This window comes from Bacillus sp. FSL E2-0195 (genome assembly GCF_038003645.1).
GTDB classification, from domain to species: domain Bacteria; phylum Bacillota; class Bacilli; order Bacillales; family Bacillaceae_G; genus Bacillus_A; species Bacillus_A mycoides.
Map to the genome: position 1 here is coordinate 867,344 of NZ_JBBOPN010000001.1, position 15,731 is coordinate 883,074.

General features: G+C 35.8%; 8 protein-coding genes and 1 pseudogene. 6 read left to right on the forward strand and 3 right to left on the reverse strand.

All coding sequences use genetic code 11. From position 1 onward, the window contains the following. Nucleotides 1-291: 291 nt before the first annotated feature. The 3 genes and pseudogenes from MHH59_RS04450 (at nucleotide 292) to MHH59_RS04470 (ending at nucleotide 7,712) form a co-directional block, all read left to right on the forward strand. Nucleotides 292-4,252 (forward strand): annotated as a pseudogene (locus MHH59_RS04450) (SpaA isopeptide-forming pilin-related protein). A 141-nt stretch (nucleotides 4,253-4,393) separates the two neighbouring features. Continuing rightward, nucleotides 4,394-5,884 carry a coproporphyrinogen III oxidase gene (locus tag MHH59_RS04465; protein ID WP_002010930.1) on the forward strand — a complete coding sequence of 497 codons (1,491 nt, stop codon included), beginning with the start codon at nucleotides 4,394-4,396 and terminating at the stop codon, nucleotides 5,882-5,884. Nucleotides 5,885-6,155: 271 nt separating this feature from the next. Next, the gene (locus tag MHH59_RS04470; RefSeq protein ID WP_033730860.1) at nucleotides 6,156-7,712 is read left to right on the forward strand and encodes a fatty acid--CoA ligase; all 1,557 of its coding nucleotides are present in this window, start codon (nucleotides 6,156-6,158) and stop codon (nucleotides 7,710-7,712) included. Between the two features lie 38 nt (nucleotides 7,713-7,750). Here the strand turns inward: MHH59_RS04470 and MHH59_RS04475 are convergent, their stop codons facing one another. Next, nucleotides 7,751-8,221, reverse strand: coding sequence for a hypothetical protein (locus MHH59_RS04475; RefSeq protein WP_002010927.1), 471 nt, complete (start codon nucleotides 8,219-8,221; stop codon nucleotides 7,751-7,753). 233 nt (nucleotides 8,222-8,454) lie between these two features. Here MHH59_RS04475 and MHH59_RS04480 point away from each other — a divergent pair, with 233 nt between their 5' ends. Both MHH59_RS04480 and MHH59_RS04485 read left to right on the forward strand, forming a co-directional pair. Continuing rightward, on the forward strand, nucleotides 8,455-9,933 hold the full coding sequence (locus MHH59_RS04480; protein WP_002125536.1) for a SulP family inorganic anion transporter: 1,479 nt from the start codon (nucleotides 8,455-8,457) through the stop codon (nucleotides 9,931-9,933). Between the two features lie 234 nt (nucleotides 9,934-10,167). Continuing rightward, the gene (locus MHH59_RS04485) at nucleotides 10,168-10,539 is read left to right on the forward strand and encodes a hypothetical protein (RefSeq protein ID WP_002125538.1); all 372 of its coding nucleotides are present in this window, start codon (nucleotides 10,168-10,170) and stop codon (nucleotides 10,537-10,539) included. Between the two features lie 70 nt (nucleotides 10,540-10,609). Here the strand turns inward: MHH59_RS04485 and MHH59_RS04490 are convergent, their stop codons facing one another. Together MHH59_RS04490 and secA2 are read right to left on the reverse strand one after the other, a co-directional pair. Continuing rightward, a complete protein-coding gene (locus MHH59_RS04490; RefSeq protein ID WP_002030040.1) occupies nucleotides 10,610-11,491 on the reverse strand; it encodes an accessory Sec system S-layer assembly protein in 882 nt (293 codons plus the stop codon). An 11-nt stretch (nucleotides 11,492-11,502) separates the two neighbouring features. Further along, nucleotides 11,503-13,872: an accessory Sec system translocase SecA2 gene (secA2, locus tag MHH59_RS04495; RefSeq protein WP_002125541.1), complete on the reverse strand. Its 2,370-nt coding sequence runs from the start codon at nucleotides 13,870-13,872 to the stop codon at nucleotides 11,503-11,505. Between the two features lie 269 nt (nucleotides 13,873-14,141). On the opposite strand from secA2, the gene MHH59_RS04500 reads away from it, so the two are divergent. Beyond that, nucleotides 14,142-15,662 (forward strand): putative polysaccharide biosynthesis protein, encoded by a 1,521-nt coding sequence (locus MHH59_RS04500; RefSeq protein ID WP_002125543.1) that lies wholly within the window; start codon nucleotides 14,142-14,144, stop codon nucleotides 15,660-15,662. The last annotated feature ends 69 nt before the right edge of the window (nucleotides 15,663-15,731 follow it).

Genomic DNA, 15,731 nt, shown 5'->3' on the forward strand with positions numbered 1-15,731 from the left:
TACTTTAGAAAACTGTTGTAGAGTGGATGATGTTGCCAAAATAGTTACACCACATGAAATATTCTTCGAGTTAATTTTATTGAGCTCCCGTACGTAAAAACACTTCGGCATGTTAGTTTAGTTCACGTATTATCTCAAAAATGAATTGTAGTAGTTTCGCCAATTAGTTGTAGAGCTTCTTTGTTTTATTTAAATGGATTATTTGTAAATTAGTATGAATAGGTTTTAAGTACATCTGAAATGTACTTCTTGTTATAAGTTTTTGAAATTTGAAAAGGGGGAATGAATTTCTTGAGGAAATCATTAAGTCAAAAAGTAAAAAAGATATGCAGTAGTTTTATAATTATATTGTTAGTATGTATGAATTTTTTAATCCATTTACCGTATAAAGCGGAGGCAGCTACAACAGAATTAAAAGGTTTAGGCGATACATCTTATTATAACGCAATCATTTTTGGTGATCATAGTGCAACGAGTGCGGATATTGAGGGTGCGATGGCTGTTCAAAAGAACATGAACGCATCAAGTTATACAGTCGTAGCGGCTGCAACTGGAGCAAACAACTTAGCTGGAGCAACATGGAAAGATGAAGGATATCCATCATTATTACTAGGTGGTCAATTTACGAAAGCGGGAGCAGGACAAGTAATCATTCAAGATGGAACAGTGGCGATGACAAAAGATGGTGACCCAGAAGGTGCAATGAAGTCATCTTATGACCGTATCTCTTATAAAGAGCAAGCAGAGATTGATGCCAAGTTCAAAGAATTTAGAAAAGACGTTGATGGTGTAATTGGAAATGCGAGTCAATTACATACTGATAAACCAAAACCTAATATGAGTTTTGGCATCGGAGAGGATGTAAACAATCCTAATATTTATGTTTCTTCAGGCTTAACAGGAAAGAAAACATTTGATGTAAAAGATGTTTATCTTCCGAATGTAAATAACAAAGACTTTATTGTTATTTATTCAGACGCAGAAGAAGTGAATTTTGGTAGCGGTGCAATTTTGTACGATACGAAAAATACTGGGATGGCAACAGACTTAATTAATACATCACAAGCATATGATCCTAATTCACCTTTTACTGAGTTAGCTAGTAAAGTAATTTGGGCGTTTCCGAATGCTACAAAAATATCAACAAAAGGATATGGCGTAGTAGGAAGTGTATTTGCTCCAAATGCTGTTGTAGAGACAAAGGGTGGTTCTATTAATGGACAAGCCTATGTTGGGGGATTACACCAAAGAGATGGGTTTGAGGTTCACAATTTTAAATTTAACTGGCCGAAATGGAAAAATCCATCAGTTGAAAAAGGAAATTTACAAATTAAAAAAGTTGATGCAAACGATGAAAACATTGTTTTAAAAGATGCAAAATTTGATGTTATAGACAAAGACAATAATGTTGTAGCTACTGTTACAACGAATGAAAAGGGTATTGCTGAAGTCAAGGATTTACCACTTGGTGACTATTTTGTAAAAGAAATAAGTGCACCAGAAGGATATATAAAAGTTGATACACCAGTAAAAGTAACAATTAATGGTACAAACGTAATTGAAATTGTTATGAAGAATACGAAAAAAGTAGAGAATGGTCAATTTAAATTGTTGAAAAAAGATAGTGAATCTGGTCAACTTCTACCAGGTGCAAAATTTGATGTTATAGATAAAGATGGAAATGTTGTTGAAACAATTATTACAGATGGTAAAGGTGCAGCTTTATCAAAACAACTTCCAGTTGGAACATATACATTAAAAGAAGTTGAAGCACCAAAAGGTTATGAACTATCATCTAGCTCAGTTCGTGTTGATGTAGCTGCTAATAAAACAGTGACTGTAGATGTGTTGAATAAAAAAATCGCTGAAAAAGCTACAGGCCAATTTGAAATCGTAAAAGTAGATGCGAATGATAAAACGAAGCTATTATCGGACGCAGAGTTTGAAGTGTATAAAGATGGTGAAAAAATAGATACATTACGAACAGATAAAACAGGTAAAGTAATCTCTAAGAAATTAGAACCAGGAAAATACACGTTAAAAGAAACGAAAGCACCAAAAGGATATAAATTACTAAAAGAAGAAATTGAAGTCGTTGTGGAAGCAAACAAAGTAGTACAAGTACAAGTAGAAAATGCGAAAGAACTAGGAAGCTTACAAGTAATCAAAAAGGATGCAGAGAGTGGAAAAGTTCTAGAAGGCGCAGAATTCAGACTGAAAAACGAAAATGGTCAAGTAGTTGGAGAAGCGAAAACAACAAATAAAGATGGTGTTGTGACATTCGAAAACTTAGTACCAGGTAAGTATACGCTAGAAGAAACGAAAGCGCCAGAAGGCTACAAAGCGGTAGAATTAAAAGTGGAAGTAAATGTTGTAGCAAATGAAGTAGTAAAACAGGAAGTAATGAACGAAAAAGTTCTGGGTCAATTTGAAATCGTAAAAGTAGATGCGAATGATAAAACGAAGCTATTATCAGATGCAGAATTTACTGTGTATAAAGATGGTAAAAAGGTAGCAGAGTTGAAAACTGATGAGAGTGGAAAAGCGATGTTACCGAAATTACCATTAGGTGAATACACAGTGAAAGAAACGAAAGCACCAGCAGGTTACAAGATTTCAAATAAAGAATGGAAAGTAACAATTCAAAATGAGAAAGAAGTAGTAAAAGTAGAGGCAGAAAATGAAAAACTCTTGGGCTCTCTACAAATTATTAAAACAGATGATAAAGATCAAGCGGAACGTTTAGCAGGCGCAGTATTTACATTGAAAGATGCTAAAGGAAATGTTGTAAAAGAAAAAATTACAACAGATAAGTCTGGAACGGTTAAAGTAGAAGGACTAGTACCAGGTGAGTATACGTTAGAAGAAACAAAAGCACCAGAAGGTTATGAGTTAACAAAACAAGTAATTCATGTAACAGTCAACGGTGAAAAAGTTGTTGATGTAAAAGTAACGAATAGTAAGAGCCTTGGTCAATTTGAAATCGTAAAAGTAGATGCAAACGATAAAACGAAGCTATTATCAGACGCAGAATTTGAAGTGTATAAAGATGGTAAGAAAGTAGAGATGTTACAAACAGATAAAACAGGTAAAGTCATCTCTGGAAAATTAGAACCAGGAAAATACACGTTAAAAGAAACGAAAGCACCAAAAGGATATAAATTACTAAAAGAAGAAATTGAAGTCGTTGTGGAAGCAAACAAAGTAGTACAAGTACAAGTAGAAAATGCGAAAGAACTAGGAAGCTTACAAGTAATCAAAAAGATGCAGAGAGTGGAAAAGTTCTAGAAGGCGCAGAATTCAGACTAAAAAACGAAAATGGTCAAGTAGTTGGAGAAGCGAAAACAACGAATAAAGATGGTGTTGTGACATTCGAAAACTTAGTGCCAGGTAAGTATACGTTAGAAGAAACGAAAGCGCCAGAAGGCTACAAAGCGGTAGAAGTTACAGTAAAAGTAAATGTTGTAGCAAATGAAGTAGCAAAACAAGAAGTATTGAATGAAAAAGTGAAAGAAAAAATCACAGGTCGAGTAGAAATTACAAAGATAGATGCTAATGATACAGATAAAAAATTAGAAGGTGCAGTGTTTGAAATTCTGAAAGACGGAATAAAAATAGACACATTAACATCAGATAAAAATGGTAAAGCAACTTCGAAGAAACTGGAACCAGGAGATTACGTTTTAAAAGAAGTCCAGGCTCCAGAAGGATATAATTTATCTGATAAGGGAATTGAATTTACGATTTCTAATGAGAAAGTAGAAGTTATAAAGCTTCAAATTACGAAAAAGAAACAGGAAAAGGTCCAGAGAAACCAGGTGGAGAGACAGAAACACCAGGTGGAGAGACAGAAAAACCAGGTGGAGAGACAGAAAAACCAGGTGGAGAGACGGAAAAACCAGGTGGAGAGACAGAAAAACCAGGTGGAGAGACAGAAAAACCAGGTGGAGAGACAGAAAAACCAGGTGGAGAGACAGAAAAACCAGGTGGAGAGACAGAAAAACCAGGTGGAGAGACAGAAAAACCAGGTGAAGGAACAGAAAAGCCAGGTGAAGGAATAGAAAAGCCAGGTGAAGGAACAGAAAGCCCAGGCGAAGAAGTAGAAAAGCCTAACTTACCAGAAAAAGAACAAGGCAGTTCTAATAATCAAAAACTTCCAGCTACAGGGCATAATACGGATTACCTTCCATTTATAGGTGTAATTCTGGTGTTATTAGGAATACGTTTAAGATTTATGATTAAAAATAGCTAATAGGTTTATAAAAGGCATAAGAGAAATGTTATCTCTTATGCCTTTAAGTTTTTAATAGAAGAAATAAGGTAAAACCTTCTGTATTGACCTTCAAACGCCCTTCAAGTAAACTAAAGAGAGTTTGCAAATGAAAAGGTGATAATGTTGTTAATTTCAATTAAAACGTTACAAGATGATCGTTTTTTACGTCCGCTACAAAATATTGGCGGTTTATTTTTTGAAGAGAGCACGATAGGGTTTGAGAAAGAAGAAGCAAATCTTATCGTTGATATACAGATAGAAGGTAATGTGACAGCATCGGCTCGTTTAACAGATGTTGCAACCGGAAATGTATATGAAGAAACATTCGCAAAAGATTTATCTGCTTTCACAGAAGAAAAAGAACGTATGAAGCAAGTGAAACATGTTGTTTCTTACGTATATCTTTCTGTACTTCAACAGCTAACTGGACTTGAACAGAGCTGGGGAATATTAACTGGGGTACGCCCAACGAAACTTCTTCACAAACTACTTCAAAATGGTATGTCAAAAGAAGAAGCGCATAAAGAACTTCGTGAAAGTTATTTAATTCATGAAGAGAAAATTGAACTTCTTCAGCGTATTGTTGATTGCCAATTAGCGGTTGTTCCAGATTTATACCGCTTGAAAGAAGAAGTAAGTATTTACATCGGTATTCCGTTTTGTCCTACAAAATGTGCGTACTGTACGTTCCCGGCTTATGCAATTAACGGACGCCAAGGATCAGTTGATTCGTTCTTAGGCGGGTTACATTATGAAGTTCGTGAAATTGGTAAGTTTTTAAAAGAAAAAGGTGTTACAGTTACGACGATTTATTACGGCGGCGGTACACCGACGAGTATTACAGCAGAAGAGATGGATATGTTGTATGAAGAAATGTACCAAGCTTTCCCTGATGTGAAAGATGTACGTGAAGTAACAGTTGAGGCAGGTCGCCCAGATACGATCACACCAGCAAAGCTAGAAGTGTTAAATAAATGGAACATTGACCGTATTAGTATTAATCCGCAGTCATACCACCAAGAAACACTAAAAGCAATTGGACGTCATCACACTGTAGAAGAAACGATTGAGAAGTATCATTTAGCACGTGAAATGGGAATGAACAATATTAATATGGATTTAATTATTGGTCTTCCTGGTGAAGGATTAGACATCTTTAAGCATACGTTAGATGAAACAGAAAAGTTAATGCCAGAATCGTTAACAGTTCATACGTTATCATTTAAACGTGCTTCTGAAATGACGCAAAACAAACGTAAATATAAAGTAGCAGGTCGCGAAGAAATTACTGCGATGATGCATGAGGCGGAAGAGTGGACGAAGAACCATAATTACGTGCCATACTATTTATATCGTCAAAAAAATATTTTAGGTAACTTAGAAAACGTTGGGTATGCAATACCGACGCAAGAAAGTATCTACAATATTGTTATTATGGAAGAAGTACAATCGATTATCGGACTTGGTTGCGGGGCATCAAGTAAATTTGTTCACCCACAAACAGGAGCAATTACACACTTTGCGAATCCGAAAGATCCAAAATCATATAACGATGGCTTCGTGAAATATACAGAAGATAAACTGAAAATTTTAGAAGAGCTATTCGTGTAAGAAGAAGGGGGTTGTTCCGATTTGGAACAGCCTCTTTTTATATTGTCAGTTTTTGTCGGTAAGTCGATATATTCGAAAAATAGTTTATATAAATTGAGTTGCGTTCGATATATTCAAAAAATCGCCGATATAATTTCATTTACCATCAAACGGTCCATATGTAAAACTATGTCGATAATAATCAGAAAAATTAGTCAGATTATTAGAGGACAATGTCTACTTATAGACGAAATGATAGATTTATGAAAGAGAAAAGGGGGAAATTGTTGGCATGTACATGACGATAGGGAGAATTTTTGATTTGACAGTTGGCAAGTATCCGAATAAAGAGGCGTTAGTAGAACCAGAAAAAAATATTCGTTGGACATATAAACAGTGGGATGAGCAAATAAATAAAACGGCGCAAGCTCTATTGAAAGAAGGAGTAAGAAAGGGAGATTGTGTATCTGTTTACCTATATAACTGTCGTGAATTTGTAAACGTTTACTTAGCCTGTGCGAAAATTGGCGCGATCTTCAATCCAATTAATTTCCGCTTAAAAGCAAAAGAATTATCGTATATCCTCCAAGATGCAGCCTCGAAAGTAGTTGTCTTTGAAAAAGCAGTCGAATCAACAGTTACTATGATTGAACGAGATTTTCCAAATTCGTCTTTTTGGTACGTGGAAGACGATGCACCTTCCTATGCTAGTTCTTACCATGAAAAAGTAAATGAAGCATCAGCTGAAAAAGTAGATATTGTAGTCGATGAAATGGACTTTTGTTCTATGCTTTATACGAGCGGAACGACGGGTCATCCGAAAGGCGTACTACATCGCCATCGTGATATGGCTGAGCATAGTATGATTTGTACGTATTTCATAAAATATAATAGGGATAGCGCCGGGCTTGTGGTAGCACCTTTATATCATTGCGGCGAGTTAAATGCTGGAATTATACCGCGCATTCAAGTTGGTGGAAAGAATGTTATTTTACATCATTTTGATACGGATAGAGTATTACATACCATTCAAGAAGAGAAGATTACGACGTTTTTTGCAGCACCGACGATGTGGAATATGTTACTGCAAAAAGATCTAACTAAGTATGATTTAACTTCGATGAAAATCGGTGTATATGGCGGGGCTGCGATGGCTCCGGCGTTAGTGAAGGAATGTAAAGAGCGTCTTTATATTGATCTTGTCCAAATTTACGGAATGACAGAAATGGGACCAGTTGTTGCGTTTCTCGTAGAAGAGGATCAAATTACGAAAGCTGGTTCAGCAGGAACGCCGTGCTTTAGCCATGAAATTCGAATTGTGAAACCGAACGAAGATGGACCAGCAGAGCCAGATGATACGTTGCCTCCTTATGAAGTAGGGGAAATTATTTTGCGCGGTCCAACTATGATGGCTGGTTATCATAATCGAGAAGAAGCAAATGCAAAATCGATGTATAAAGGATGGTATCACTCGGGTGATTTAGGTTATTTCGATAAAGATGGCTATTTATTCGTCGCAGATCGTGTGGATGATATGGTAATTAGCGGAGGCGTTAATATTTATCCACGTGAAATTGAAGATTTTCTTCATAGTCACCCTGGTGTATTAGATGTTGCGGTACTTGGTGAGCCCGATGAACTATGGGGAGAGCGTGTCGTTGCGGTTGTTGTAAAGAAAGATGAAAATATTACAGAAGCTGATTTAGAAACGTATTGCAAAGAAAGTGATGAATTAGCAGACTATAAACGTCCGCGTCATTACTTATTTGCAGATGAACTTCCTCGTAATGCGAGTGGGAAGTTGCAAAAATTTGTGCTGAGAGAGTCGTTAAAAGGTATGAAAAAATAATGAAAAAATGCCTTTCCAAATTTGGAAAGGCATTTTTATTACTTGCGTGAGAAACCTTCTTCATCAAGGTATTCCGCAGCTTCTGGATAAGAGTTGAATGTACCGTCTAAGTTTACGCCAGCGTAAACGTTCCACATGTCATCCTCTTGAATAAGAGTTAGGATATGTCCGTCTTCGTTACGCCATTCTTCTTCCGCAGCAGGTTCCATTGGTGCTACAATTTCCTCTTGCTCCTGTGATAGACGTTCAATTACTTTTTCAATTAATGAACGCAGTTCTTCTTCTGAAAACTCGCGGATGTTAATCATGCCTTTATCATCTGTTCTATAACCTTTAATAAAGTTTGCATATACAAATCCGTTTCCATTTGGGTGTAAATGATATACAACGTTCTTTTTATCTAAACGACTTTCTTCAAAGTGAAAGTTTACGCGTTTTAATGATACGTTCTTTCTTTCTAATTCCGGGAAAGATTCAATAATTGATAATTTTTCTTCAAAAGTTAGCATAGTGCCTCCAAGTATATAGTAAAAGATTTAATTTGTTCATTATAGCATAGTCAAGTTTGTTTCCAAAGGTAGATTCGTCATATTGCTGTTTTTTAGTTTGACTTGGGAAGGCTATTTGTAAATGTAGACGTTTACTTCACGAGACTGTAAAGAGTTTTTTATAAATACGCTAACGAATGATTTGTTTTAGATGTACAATGGAACATGGACTTTATAAGAAGGTGGTTATTTATATGTTTCAAAAAATAGCAAAGGAATGTTTAGCAGGGTTTACTGTTGCGATTGTTGCCTTGCCGCTAGCGATTGCATTTGGTATTGCTGCAACGGGAACGTCTGAGGGAGCACTGGTCGGATTGTATGGTGCAATTTTTGCAGGTTTGTTTGCGGCGTTATTTGGCGGTACACCGGGGCAAGTAACGGGTCCTACTGGGCCGATTACAGTAATTGCAACGGGCGTTATTGCAACTCACGGATTAGAAGCAAGTTTTATTGCATTTATGATGGCGGGGTTATTTCAAATTTTATTTGGTGTATGTAAGCTCGGCTCTTACGTTCGTTACATTCCGTATCCTGTTGTTTCAGGGTTTATGAATGGGATTGCACTGATTATTATTTTAGGTGAAATGAAGCACGTACAAAATAGCTTTCTGCTTGTGTTATTAACGATCATTGTAATGATTGTTTCTGGAAAATGGATTAAGGCCATTCCATCAAGTTTAGTAGCATTAGTAGGTGTTACAGTAACGTTGCCGTTATTTTCTTCTATGCTACAAGGAATTACGGTCAACTTACCAGTTGTAGGAACTCTTTCTTTAAATAAGATGATTGAAAAAATAGGTGCAATTCCAGAGGCGATGCCATCTCTTCACGTACCGAATTTAGACGCAAATGGCATGTTAGCACTTGTATTACCAGCACTTAGTATTGCTTTACTAGGATCAATTGACTCGTTATTAACGTCTGTCGTAATGGATAATGTGACGGGGACACGTCATAAAAGTAATAAAGAGTTAATCGGACAAGGTATTGGCAATATTGCGAGTGGTTTGTTCGGTGGATTAGCAGGAGCAGGTGCAACTGTTAGATCTATCGTCAATATAAGAAGCGGGGGGAAGACGGCACTGTCGGCTTGTATGCATAGTGTCATATTATTTATTTTCATTATGGGACTCGGTTCAGTGGTACAATATATTCCGCTTGCTGTATTATCAGGTATTTTAATTTTAACTGGCATAGGGATGTTTGATTGGGAAAGCATGAAGAAAGCACATGTAGCACCAAGAGGTGATGTGATTGTTATGTTCGTGACGATGGTTGTGACAGTGAAATTCGATTTAATGGTTGCTGTTGCGTTTGGCATTATTCTTTCCTTCATTATATACATGGTGAAGTGTAAAGAACGTAAAGCTTCTATTATAAAAGAAAAAGAAGCGACGTATACGATTCAGGGACCACTTTCATTTCTATCAGTAGATCGTATTTTTGCTTCTTTACAAGATGTGAAGTCACCAGTTAGTTTGCGTATGAAAGATGTACGTTATATGGATGTATCAGGAGCTATGGCGTTATTAAACTTTGTTGAGCAATCGGATAAAGCAGGAGTGCGTGTGACACTTGAACATGTACATCCGCATGTTGAAAAGACGATAGTAATGATGGCGAATGATGAGCAAAAAGAGAAACTGCAGTTTTTAAAAGTTAAGGCAATATAACAATAAGAACCTTCACATGAATTGCGTTATAGAGTGTGAAGGTTCTTATTATTTGTATATGTGCTTACTATGTATAAAATCATTATATCTAAATGTTATACGTCTGTTGACAATTGATTTTCTACACAGTATAGTAACATCTTAGATTAGCAATGTGCTATTATAAGAAAGTATATGAATTTTGAGATTCCTTTATATTCAGAAGGAATAGCTTTAAGCTGGAGGGAATATTTGATGTACAAACAGTTACCACATGGAGTGAAGATCGGGATTACACGATCAATTGTTGTTTCTTTTGAGAGATATATGAAAGAAATTGAATGGAATGAAGAAAAATTTGATATGCAGCAATTTGTTGAACAGTGGAAACAATATTTATACACAAAATCAACTTGGATTAATAAAGTAGATGACGAGTTGAAAGGACATCCAGATTTCCATCAAGCATTAGCGATGAAAGTAAATGAAAAAATTAATGAGCTTATTAGTGAGCAGCCGAGCGAAGAACAATTAGAGCTGTTAAACAAGAGCGAAGTAAAGCATGTAGATGAAATGTGTAAACTAGAAGCTGAGTATCATATTGAACGTTTATTAGTAACGAAGTAGATTTTACATAAAAAATAGAGCCTATCCTAAAGGTGTGATGACCATCTTTTAGGATAGGCTTTTTTGTATATTAGTCTTGTGGTACAAATGCTTTCCAGCTAGATAAATCCATATTTTGTTTCAAGATGGATGAAGCAGGGAAAACAAATGACCACGGTTTTGTAGTATTCGCTTTAATTTCAAGATTCGGTAACGTGAAAGCACCTTTAACAACGACTTCTCCAGAAGCATCTTCAATATGAAGAGGAAGTTGCTCTAGTTGAATGTTATCTTTACAGCCGTTACGAATTAGAAGTGTTGTATGTAAATCGCCGTTCTCTTTCAGTGCGGCTTGTAAACCTAGGAAGTTAATTTCACCTTCATTTGGAGGTGTTAAATTGTCTACAAAATTACGTAAAGCATCTTTGCTTGCTTCAGGTAACTGAGATTCCCAAGATGGATCTAAATCTAGTTGATGCTTACTTTCAAGTTCGAAAGCTAATTCCCAATCTGATTGAGATAGTTCAGCTTCCGTTATTGTTTCTTGCTCAAATGTAAATACGAAAGGCATATTCACGTTTTCAGGAATATCGCCAAGTGCAGATAGGTTAAATGTTTTACGTGCGCACAGCTTTTTATCTTTGTTTAATAGAAGTAATGTAACTTCTTCGAAAGAAATTGGTTTTGGGACACTGCTGCGAATGAAAGCAGCTACATCGTATGCGCCATCACGTTTTTCAATTTCAATTCCTGATAAGGAAATTTGATATTCTTGTAAACGTGGTAATTCTTTATGCAAAAATTGATAAATGTATTTTTGTTCTTGTGCTACGTCACCCCAGCTAGGATGGAAGTAAAGAACTGGCTTTACCGTTTTGTTTTGAGAAGTAGTTTCTTCTTGTCCAAATAATTGATTACTAGAAACAGTAGTATCTTTTCCTTTTTTCTTTGCCTTTTTCAGGAATGATAACATAAATTTTCACCTCATGATTGTACGTTTTCTGGAACTGCTAAATGTCTCGCGATATATCGGCACATTTCTTTTTCAAAATTACCGTAAGTGTATAAGAAAATATCCAAACCTTCTTTTTGGTAAAGGCGAGTTGGATCTTCTTGTTGATATTGTCTTAAGCCAATACCTTCTTTCAAGTGAGTCATTGCATCTAAGTGATTTACCCAGTTTTGATCTAGGAAGTGTAAACCAACGTAGCGCAGTGATTGTTGTAAATCCGCATGGTCATTTAATTCTTGTACACGTTCGATATAGCTAGAAATTGTATCTTTTAAAACGATTTGTAAATCCTCAGGCGAATGTACGTCGTTCGCAGATAATGGCGGCAAAGTTTCAACCGCTAAAACTTCTTTAATAGATGCTGTTAAACTAGTGAAATCCCATTCTTCAGGAAGCATTCCTTCGAAAAGGTGCTGCTTAGCAATTGCATCCACAGAGTGTTCAATCATTGGAATAACAAGTTCTATCATATTTGTTTCTTCTTTTAGAAGGTTGTTACGTAGTGTGTATATAACATTACGTTGATCATTAATTACGTCATCTAATTTTAAATTATATTCACGCATTGAGAAATGACCACCTTCACAAATTAATTGTGTACGGTTAATGAAATCATGAACTTTAGATGTATTAATAAGCCCCGTTTTGTCAGGTTTCAGTGATTTCTCCAGCTTTTCTACTTCTTCATGAGCAAAGCGCTTTAGCATCTCATCTTCTAAAGATAGGAAAAATTGAGAGCTTCCCGGATCACCTTGGCGACCAGCTCGTCCTTTAAGCTGGTTATCAACGCGGCGAGATTCATGACGTTCTGTTCCAATTACATGTAATCCACCAAGGGTGTGGACACCTTCACCTAGTAAAATATCAGTACCTCGGCCTGCCATATTTGTAGCGATTGTAATTTGACCTTTTTGCCCAGCAGTTGCAATTAAGTCTGCTTCTTGCTCTGCACTTTTAGCGTTTAATAATTGATACTTTATGTTTGCTTCATCTAAATAACGAGCAACAGTTTCAGATTGCAAGATAGACATCGTCCCAATTAAAATAGGGCGCCCTTGCTTATGCTGTTTTAGAACTTCTTCACGCACAGCTTTATATTTATCATCAGCTGTTACATATACTACGTCATTTTTATCTTCACGAAGAATAGGACGGTTCGTTGGAATTGGAATAACTTCCATATTATATACACGGTTGAATTCTTTTTCTTCCGTTTTTGCGGTACCTGTCATACCTGATAATGCCGGATACATACGGAAGAAGTTTTGAATTGTAATAGAAGCTTGTGTTTGGTTTTCTTCTGTAATTTCTAAACCTTCTTTTGCTTCTAGTGCTTGATGTAAGCCGTCACTTAAAGAGCGACCATCCATAACACGTCCTGTGAAAATATCTACAAGTAGTATTTTTTCATCATGCACAATATAGTCAACGTCAAGCTGGAAAGCGACATTGGCACGTAATGATTGAATCATATAATGGTATAGAGTTTGATGCTCTAAATCATATAAGTTATCGATGTCAAATAAATCTTCTATTTTTGTAATACCGTCTTCTGTAAAACTAGCTGATTTCGATTCTGCATCGTATGTATAGTGAAGGGTATCTTGGAATGATTTGATAACTTTTGCACATAAATAATGCAAATCAGAGCTACCTGATTTCTTCCCAGCAATGATAAGTGGCGTTTTCGCCTCATCAATTAAAACGCTATCAATCTCATCGATAATAGCAAAGTGATAGGGGCGCTGAACTTGATCATTTTGTGAAGCAGCCATATTATCGCGAAGATAGTCAAAGCCAAACTCTGTTCCAATACCGTATGTAATATCAGCTTTGTACGCAAGTTTCTTTTCAGAAGGATCGATTTGAGGAATATTTAATCCAACTTGTAAGCCTAGAAATTCATGGACTTGGCCAATTAATTCTTTATCACGCTTCGCTAAGTAATCGTTTACAGTAATAACATGAACGCCTTTTCCTTCAAGGGCACGTACATATGTTGGGAGAGAGGAAACTAATGTTTTTCCTTCACCAGTTGGCATCTCTGCAATATTACCTTCTAGTAATACAAGTCCTCCGATTAACTGCACATCGTAATGGCGTAATCCAAGCACACGTTTTGCGGCTTCGCGTACAACAGCGAATGCTTCTACTTTTATGTCATCAACTGTTTTACCATCCTTAAGCATACTTTTGAATGTGACAGTTTTGTGACGTAATTCTTCGTCAGGTAAATCAGCCATTTGTTTTTCCAAATCATTAATATCTTGAACGAGTTGTTCATATTTTTTTAGCTTTCTTTTTTGAGAATCTCCTAACAATTTCTTTACCGAATTCAGCATGTTGTAAACACTCCTCTTACTGACAATAGCTACATTATAGCACATGTTTATCCTGAACAAGTAGAAGTAGTAAATTGAAGAAAATACTGGATAAAAAAACATATATATGGCACATATTATATTTAAAACATAAAAAGAAAGAGAGTATTCAATATATAAGAAATTTGGTATGATAACTAAATGAGATAAAGTGATGATTCTCAAGTTGAATGAATAATATGGATTTAATATTTTATGTAGATTATATATTGAAAGAAAAGAGATAGAAGATGAATAAAAAGTTTGTAAAAGGCGCTGCGATTTTAACCGTTACAACGTTTATATCGAAAGTAGTGGGGAGTTTTTTTCAAATTCCATTGCAAAATATAGCAGGGGATGAAGTACTTGGAATTTTTCGCCTTGTTTTTCCTGTATATATGATAGCCTTAACTTTATCAGTAGCGGGAGTCCCGCTAGCAATATCCCAGTTAATAGCTGATCTTCATGAAAAGAATGATCGTGACGGAATAGCTAAATTGTTTACGTCCGCATCTATTATCGGTGTTATATTTGGGGTGCTCGGATTTTTAATTATTATCATTGGATCGAGTGGCATTGCAAATATGCTTGGTGGGCAAGAGACGAGGCTAGCATTAATTGTTACTTCGTTTGCTTTATTAATCGCACCGTATATGGCAGTGTACCGTGGATATTTCCAAGGGTTTGGAGATATGATACCTACTGGTGTATCACAAGTAATTGAACAGTTGATACGCGTATTCTTTATGCTAACAATAGCCTATATATTTGTATATTGGAATAAAGGTAGTGATATCATAACAGGCGGAGCAATGATTGGTTCTTGTTTTGGTGTTATTACGTCACTCATATATTTGCGAATGAAATATGTGAAAAGCACGTATCGCTGTAAGAGCGAAACATATTCATTACAAGATTTTAAGACAAACGCGAAAAACATACTTCGTGTTTCAATTCCAATTGCAATCGGAGCGTTATCGATGCCTGTTTTAAATTTAGTTGATTCTGTAACAATTCCACATGTGCTACATGAATCTTCTACAACTATTCAGGAACAATTTGGTATATATAGCCGTGGTTTTGCATTTACGCAATTAATTGTTGTATTTGCAAGTGCGATAGTATTTCCGTTAATTCCATTATTAACAGCTGCTTTAACAAAAAAAGATATAGCTTTAGCTAAACTGACAGTAAAACGTACAAATGAATTTGCGCACGTTTTAACAATGCCGATAACGATATGGCTTATGGCGCTTGCAGTACCGCTTAATGTTGCATTATTTACAGATACAAAAGGAAGTGGCATGTTAGCTATTTTAATTGGTAGCTCGTATTTCACATCACTTATGGTATTATCAATAGGAATCTTGCAAGGGATTAATCGTTCGATGCAAGCAGCATGGATTGTCATCGGTGTAAGTTTTGTAAAAATTGTATTAAATATAGCGCTAGTAAACCAATTCGGTATAAATGGAGCAGCGTATAGTACTCTAATTATTTATATAATGATTTGTATCGCAAATCATATTTATATTAGAAAAGATCTTTCCTATCCAATAGCTATAGGGAAATTTTTGGCTGTGATTGGAGTATCTAGTATTTTAGGTATAGCATTATACTTTGGGTCTACATTAATCAATGTGACAGATTCCAGGATTTTAGCAATGATATATAGTGCTGTAGCGCTAAGTATAGCTTCAGTGTTATATGGCATATGTGCATTGAAACTAAACTGGATATCGAAAGAACAAATTCCATTTTTACGTAAATAAAATCGTTGATTATAGAAAATGAACAATATTATACATGGGTATGACTTGTTAGATGTTTGTGAAAGAAAT

What these genes read in the sequence shown, in the direction of transcription:
- secA2 (WP_002125541.1), bottom strand. Translation starts at nt 13,872, where the DNA reads ATGCTGAATTCGGTAAAGAAATTGTTAGGAGATTCTCAAAAAAGAAAG.
- MHH59_RS04475 (WP_002010927.1), bottom strand. Translation starts at nt 8,221, where the DNA reads ATGCTAACTTTTGAAGAAAAATTATCAATTATTGAATCTTTCCCGGAA.
- MHH59_RS04465 (WP_002010930.1), top strand. Translation starts at nt 4,394, where the DNA reads ATGTTGTTAATTTCAATTAAAACGTTACAAGATGATCGTTTTTTACGT.
- MHH59_RS04500 (WP_002125543.1), top strand. Translation starts at nt 14,142, where the DNA reads ATGAATAAAAAGTTTGTAAAAGGCGCTGCGATTTTAACCGTTACAACG.
- MHH59_RS04480 (WP_002125536.1), top strand. Translation starts at nt 8,455, where the DNA reads ATGTTTCAAAAAATAGCAAAGGAATGTTTAGCAGGGTTTACTGTTGCG.
- MHH59_RS04470 (WP_033730860.1), top strand. Translation starts at nt 6,156, where the DNA reads ATGTACATGACGATAGGGAGAATTTTTGATTTGACAGTTGGCAAGTAT.
- MHH59_RS04485 (WP_002125538.1), top strand. Translation starts at nt 10,168, where the DNA reads ATGTACAAACAGTTACCACATGGAGTGAAGATCGGGATTACACGATCA.
- MHH59_RS04490 (WP_002030040.1), bottom strand. Translation starts at nt 11,491, where the DNA reads ATGTTATCATTCCTGAAAAAGGCAAAGAAAAAAGGAAAAGATACTACT.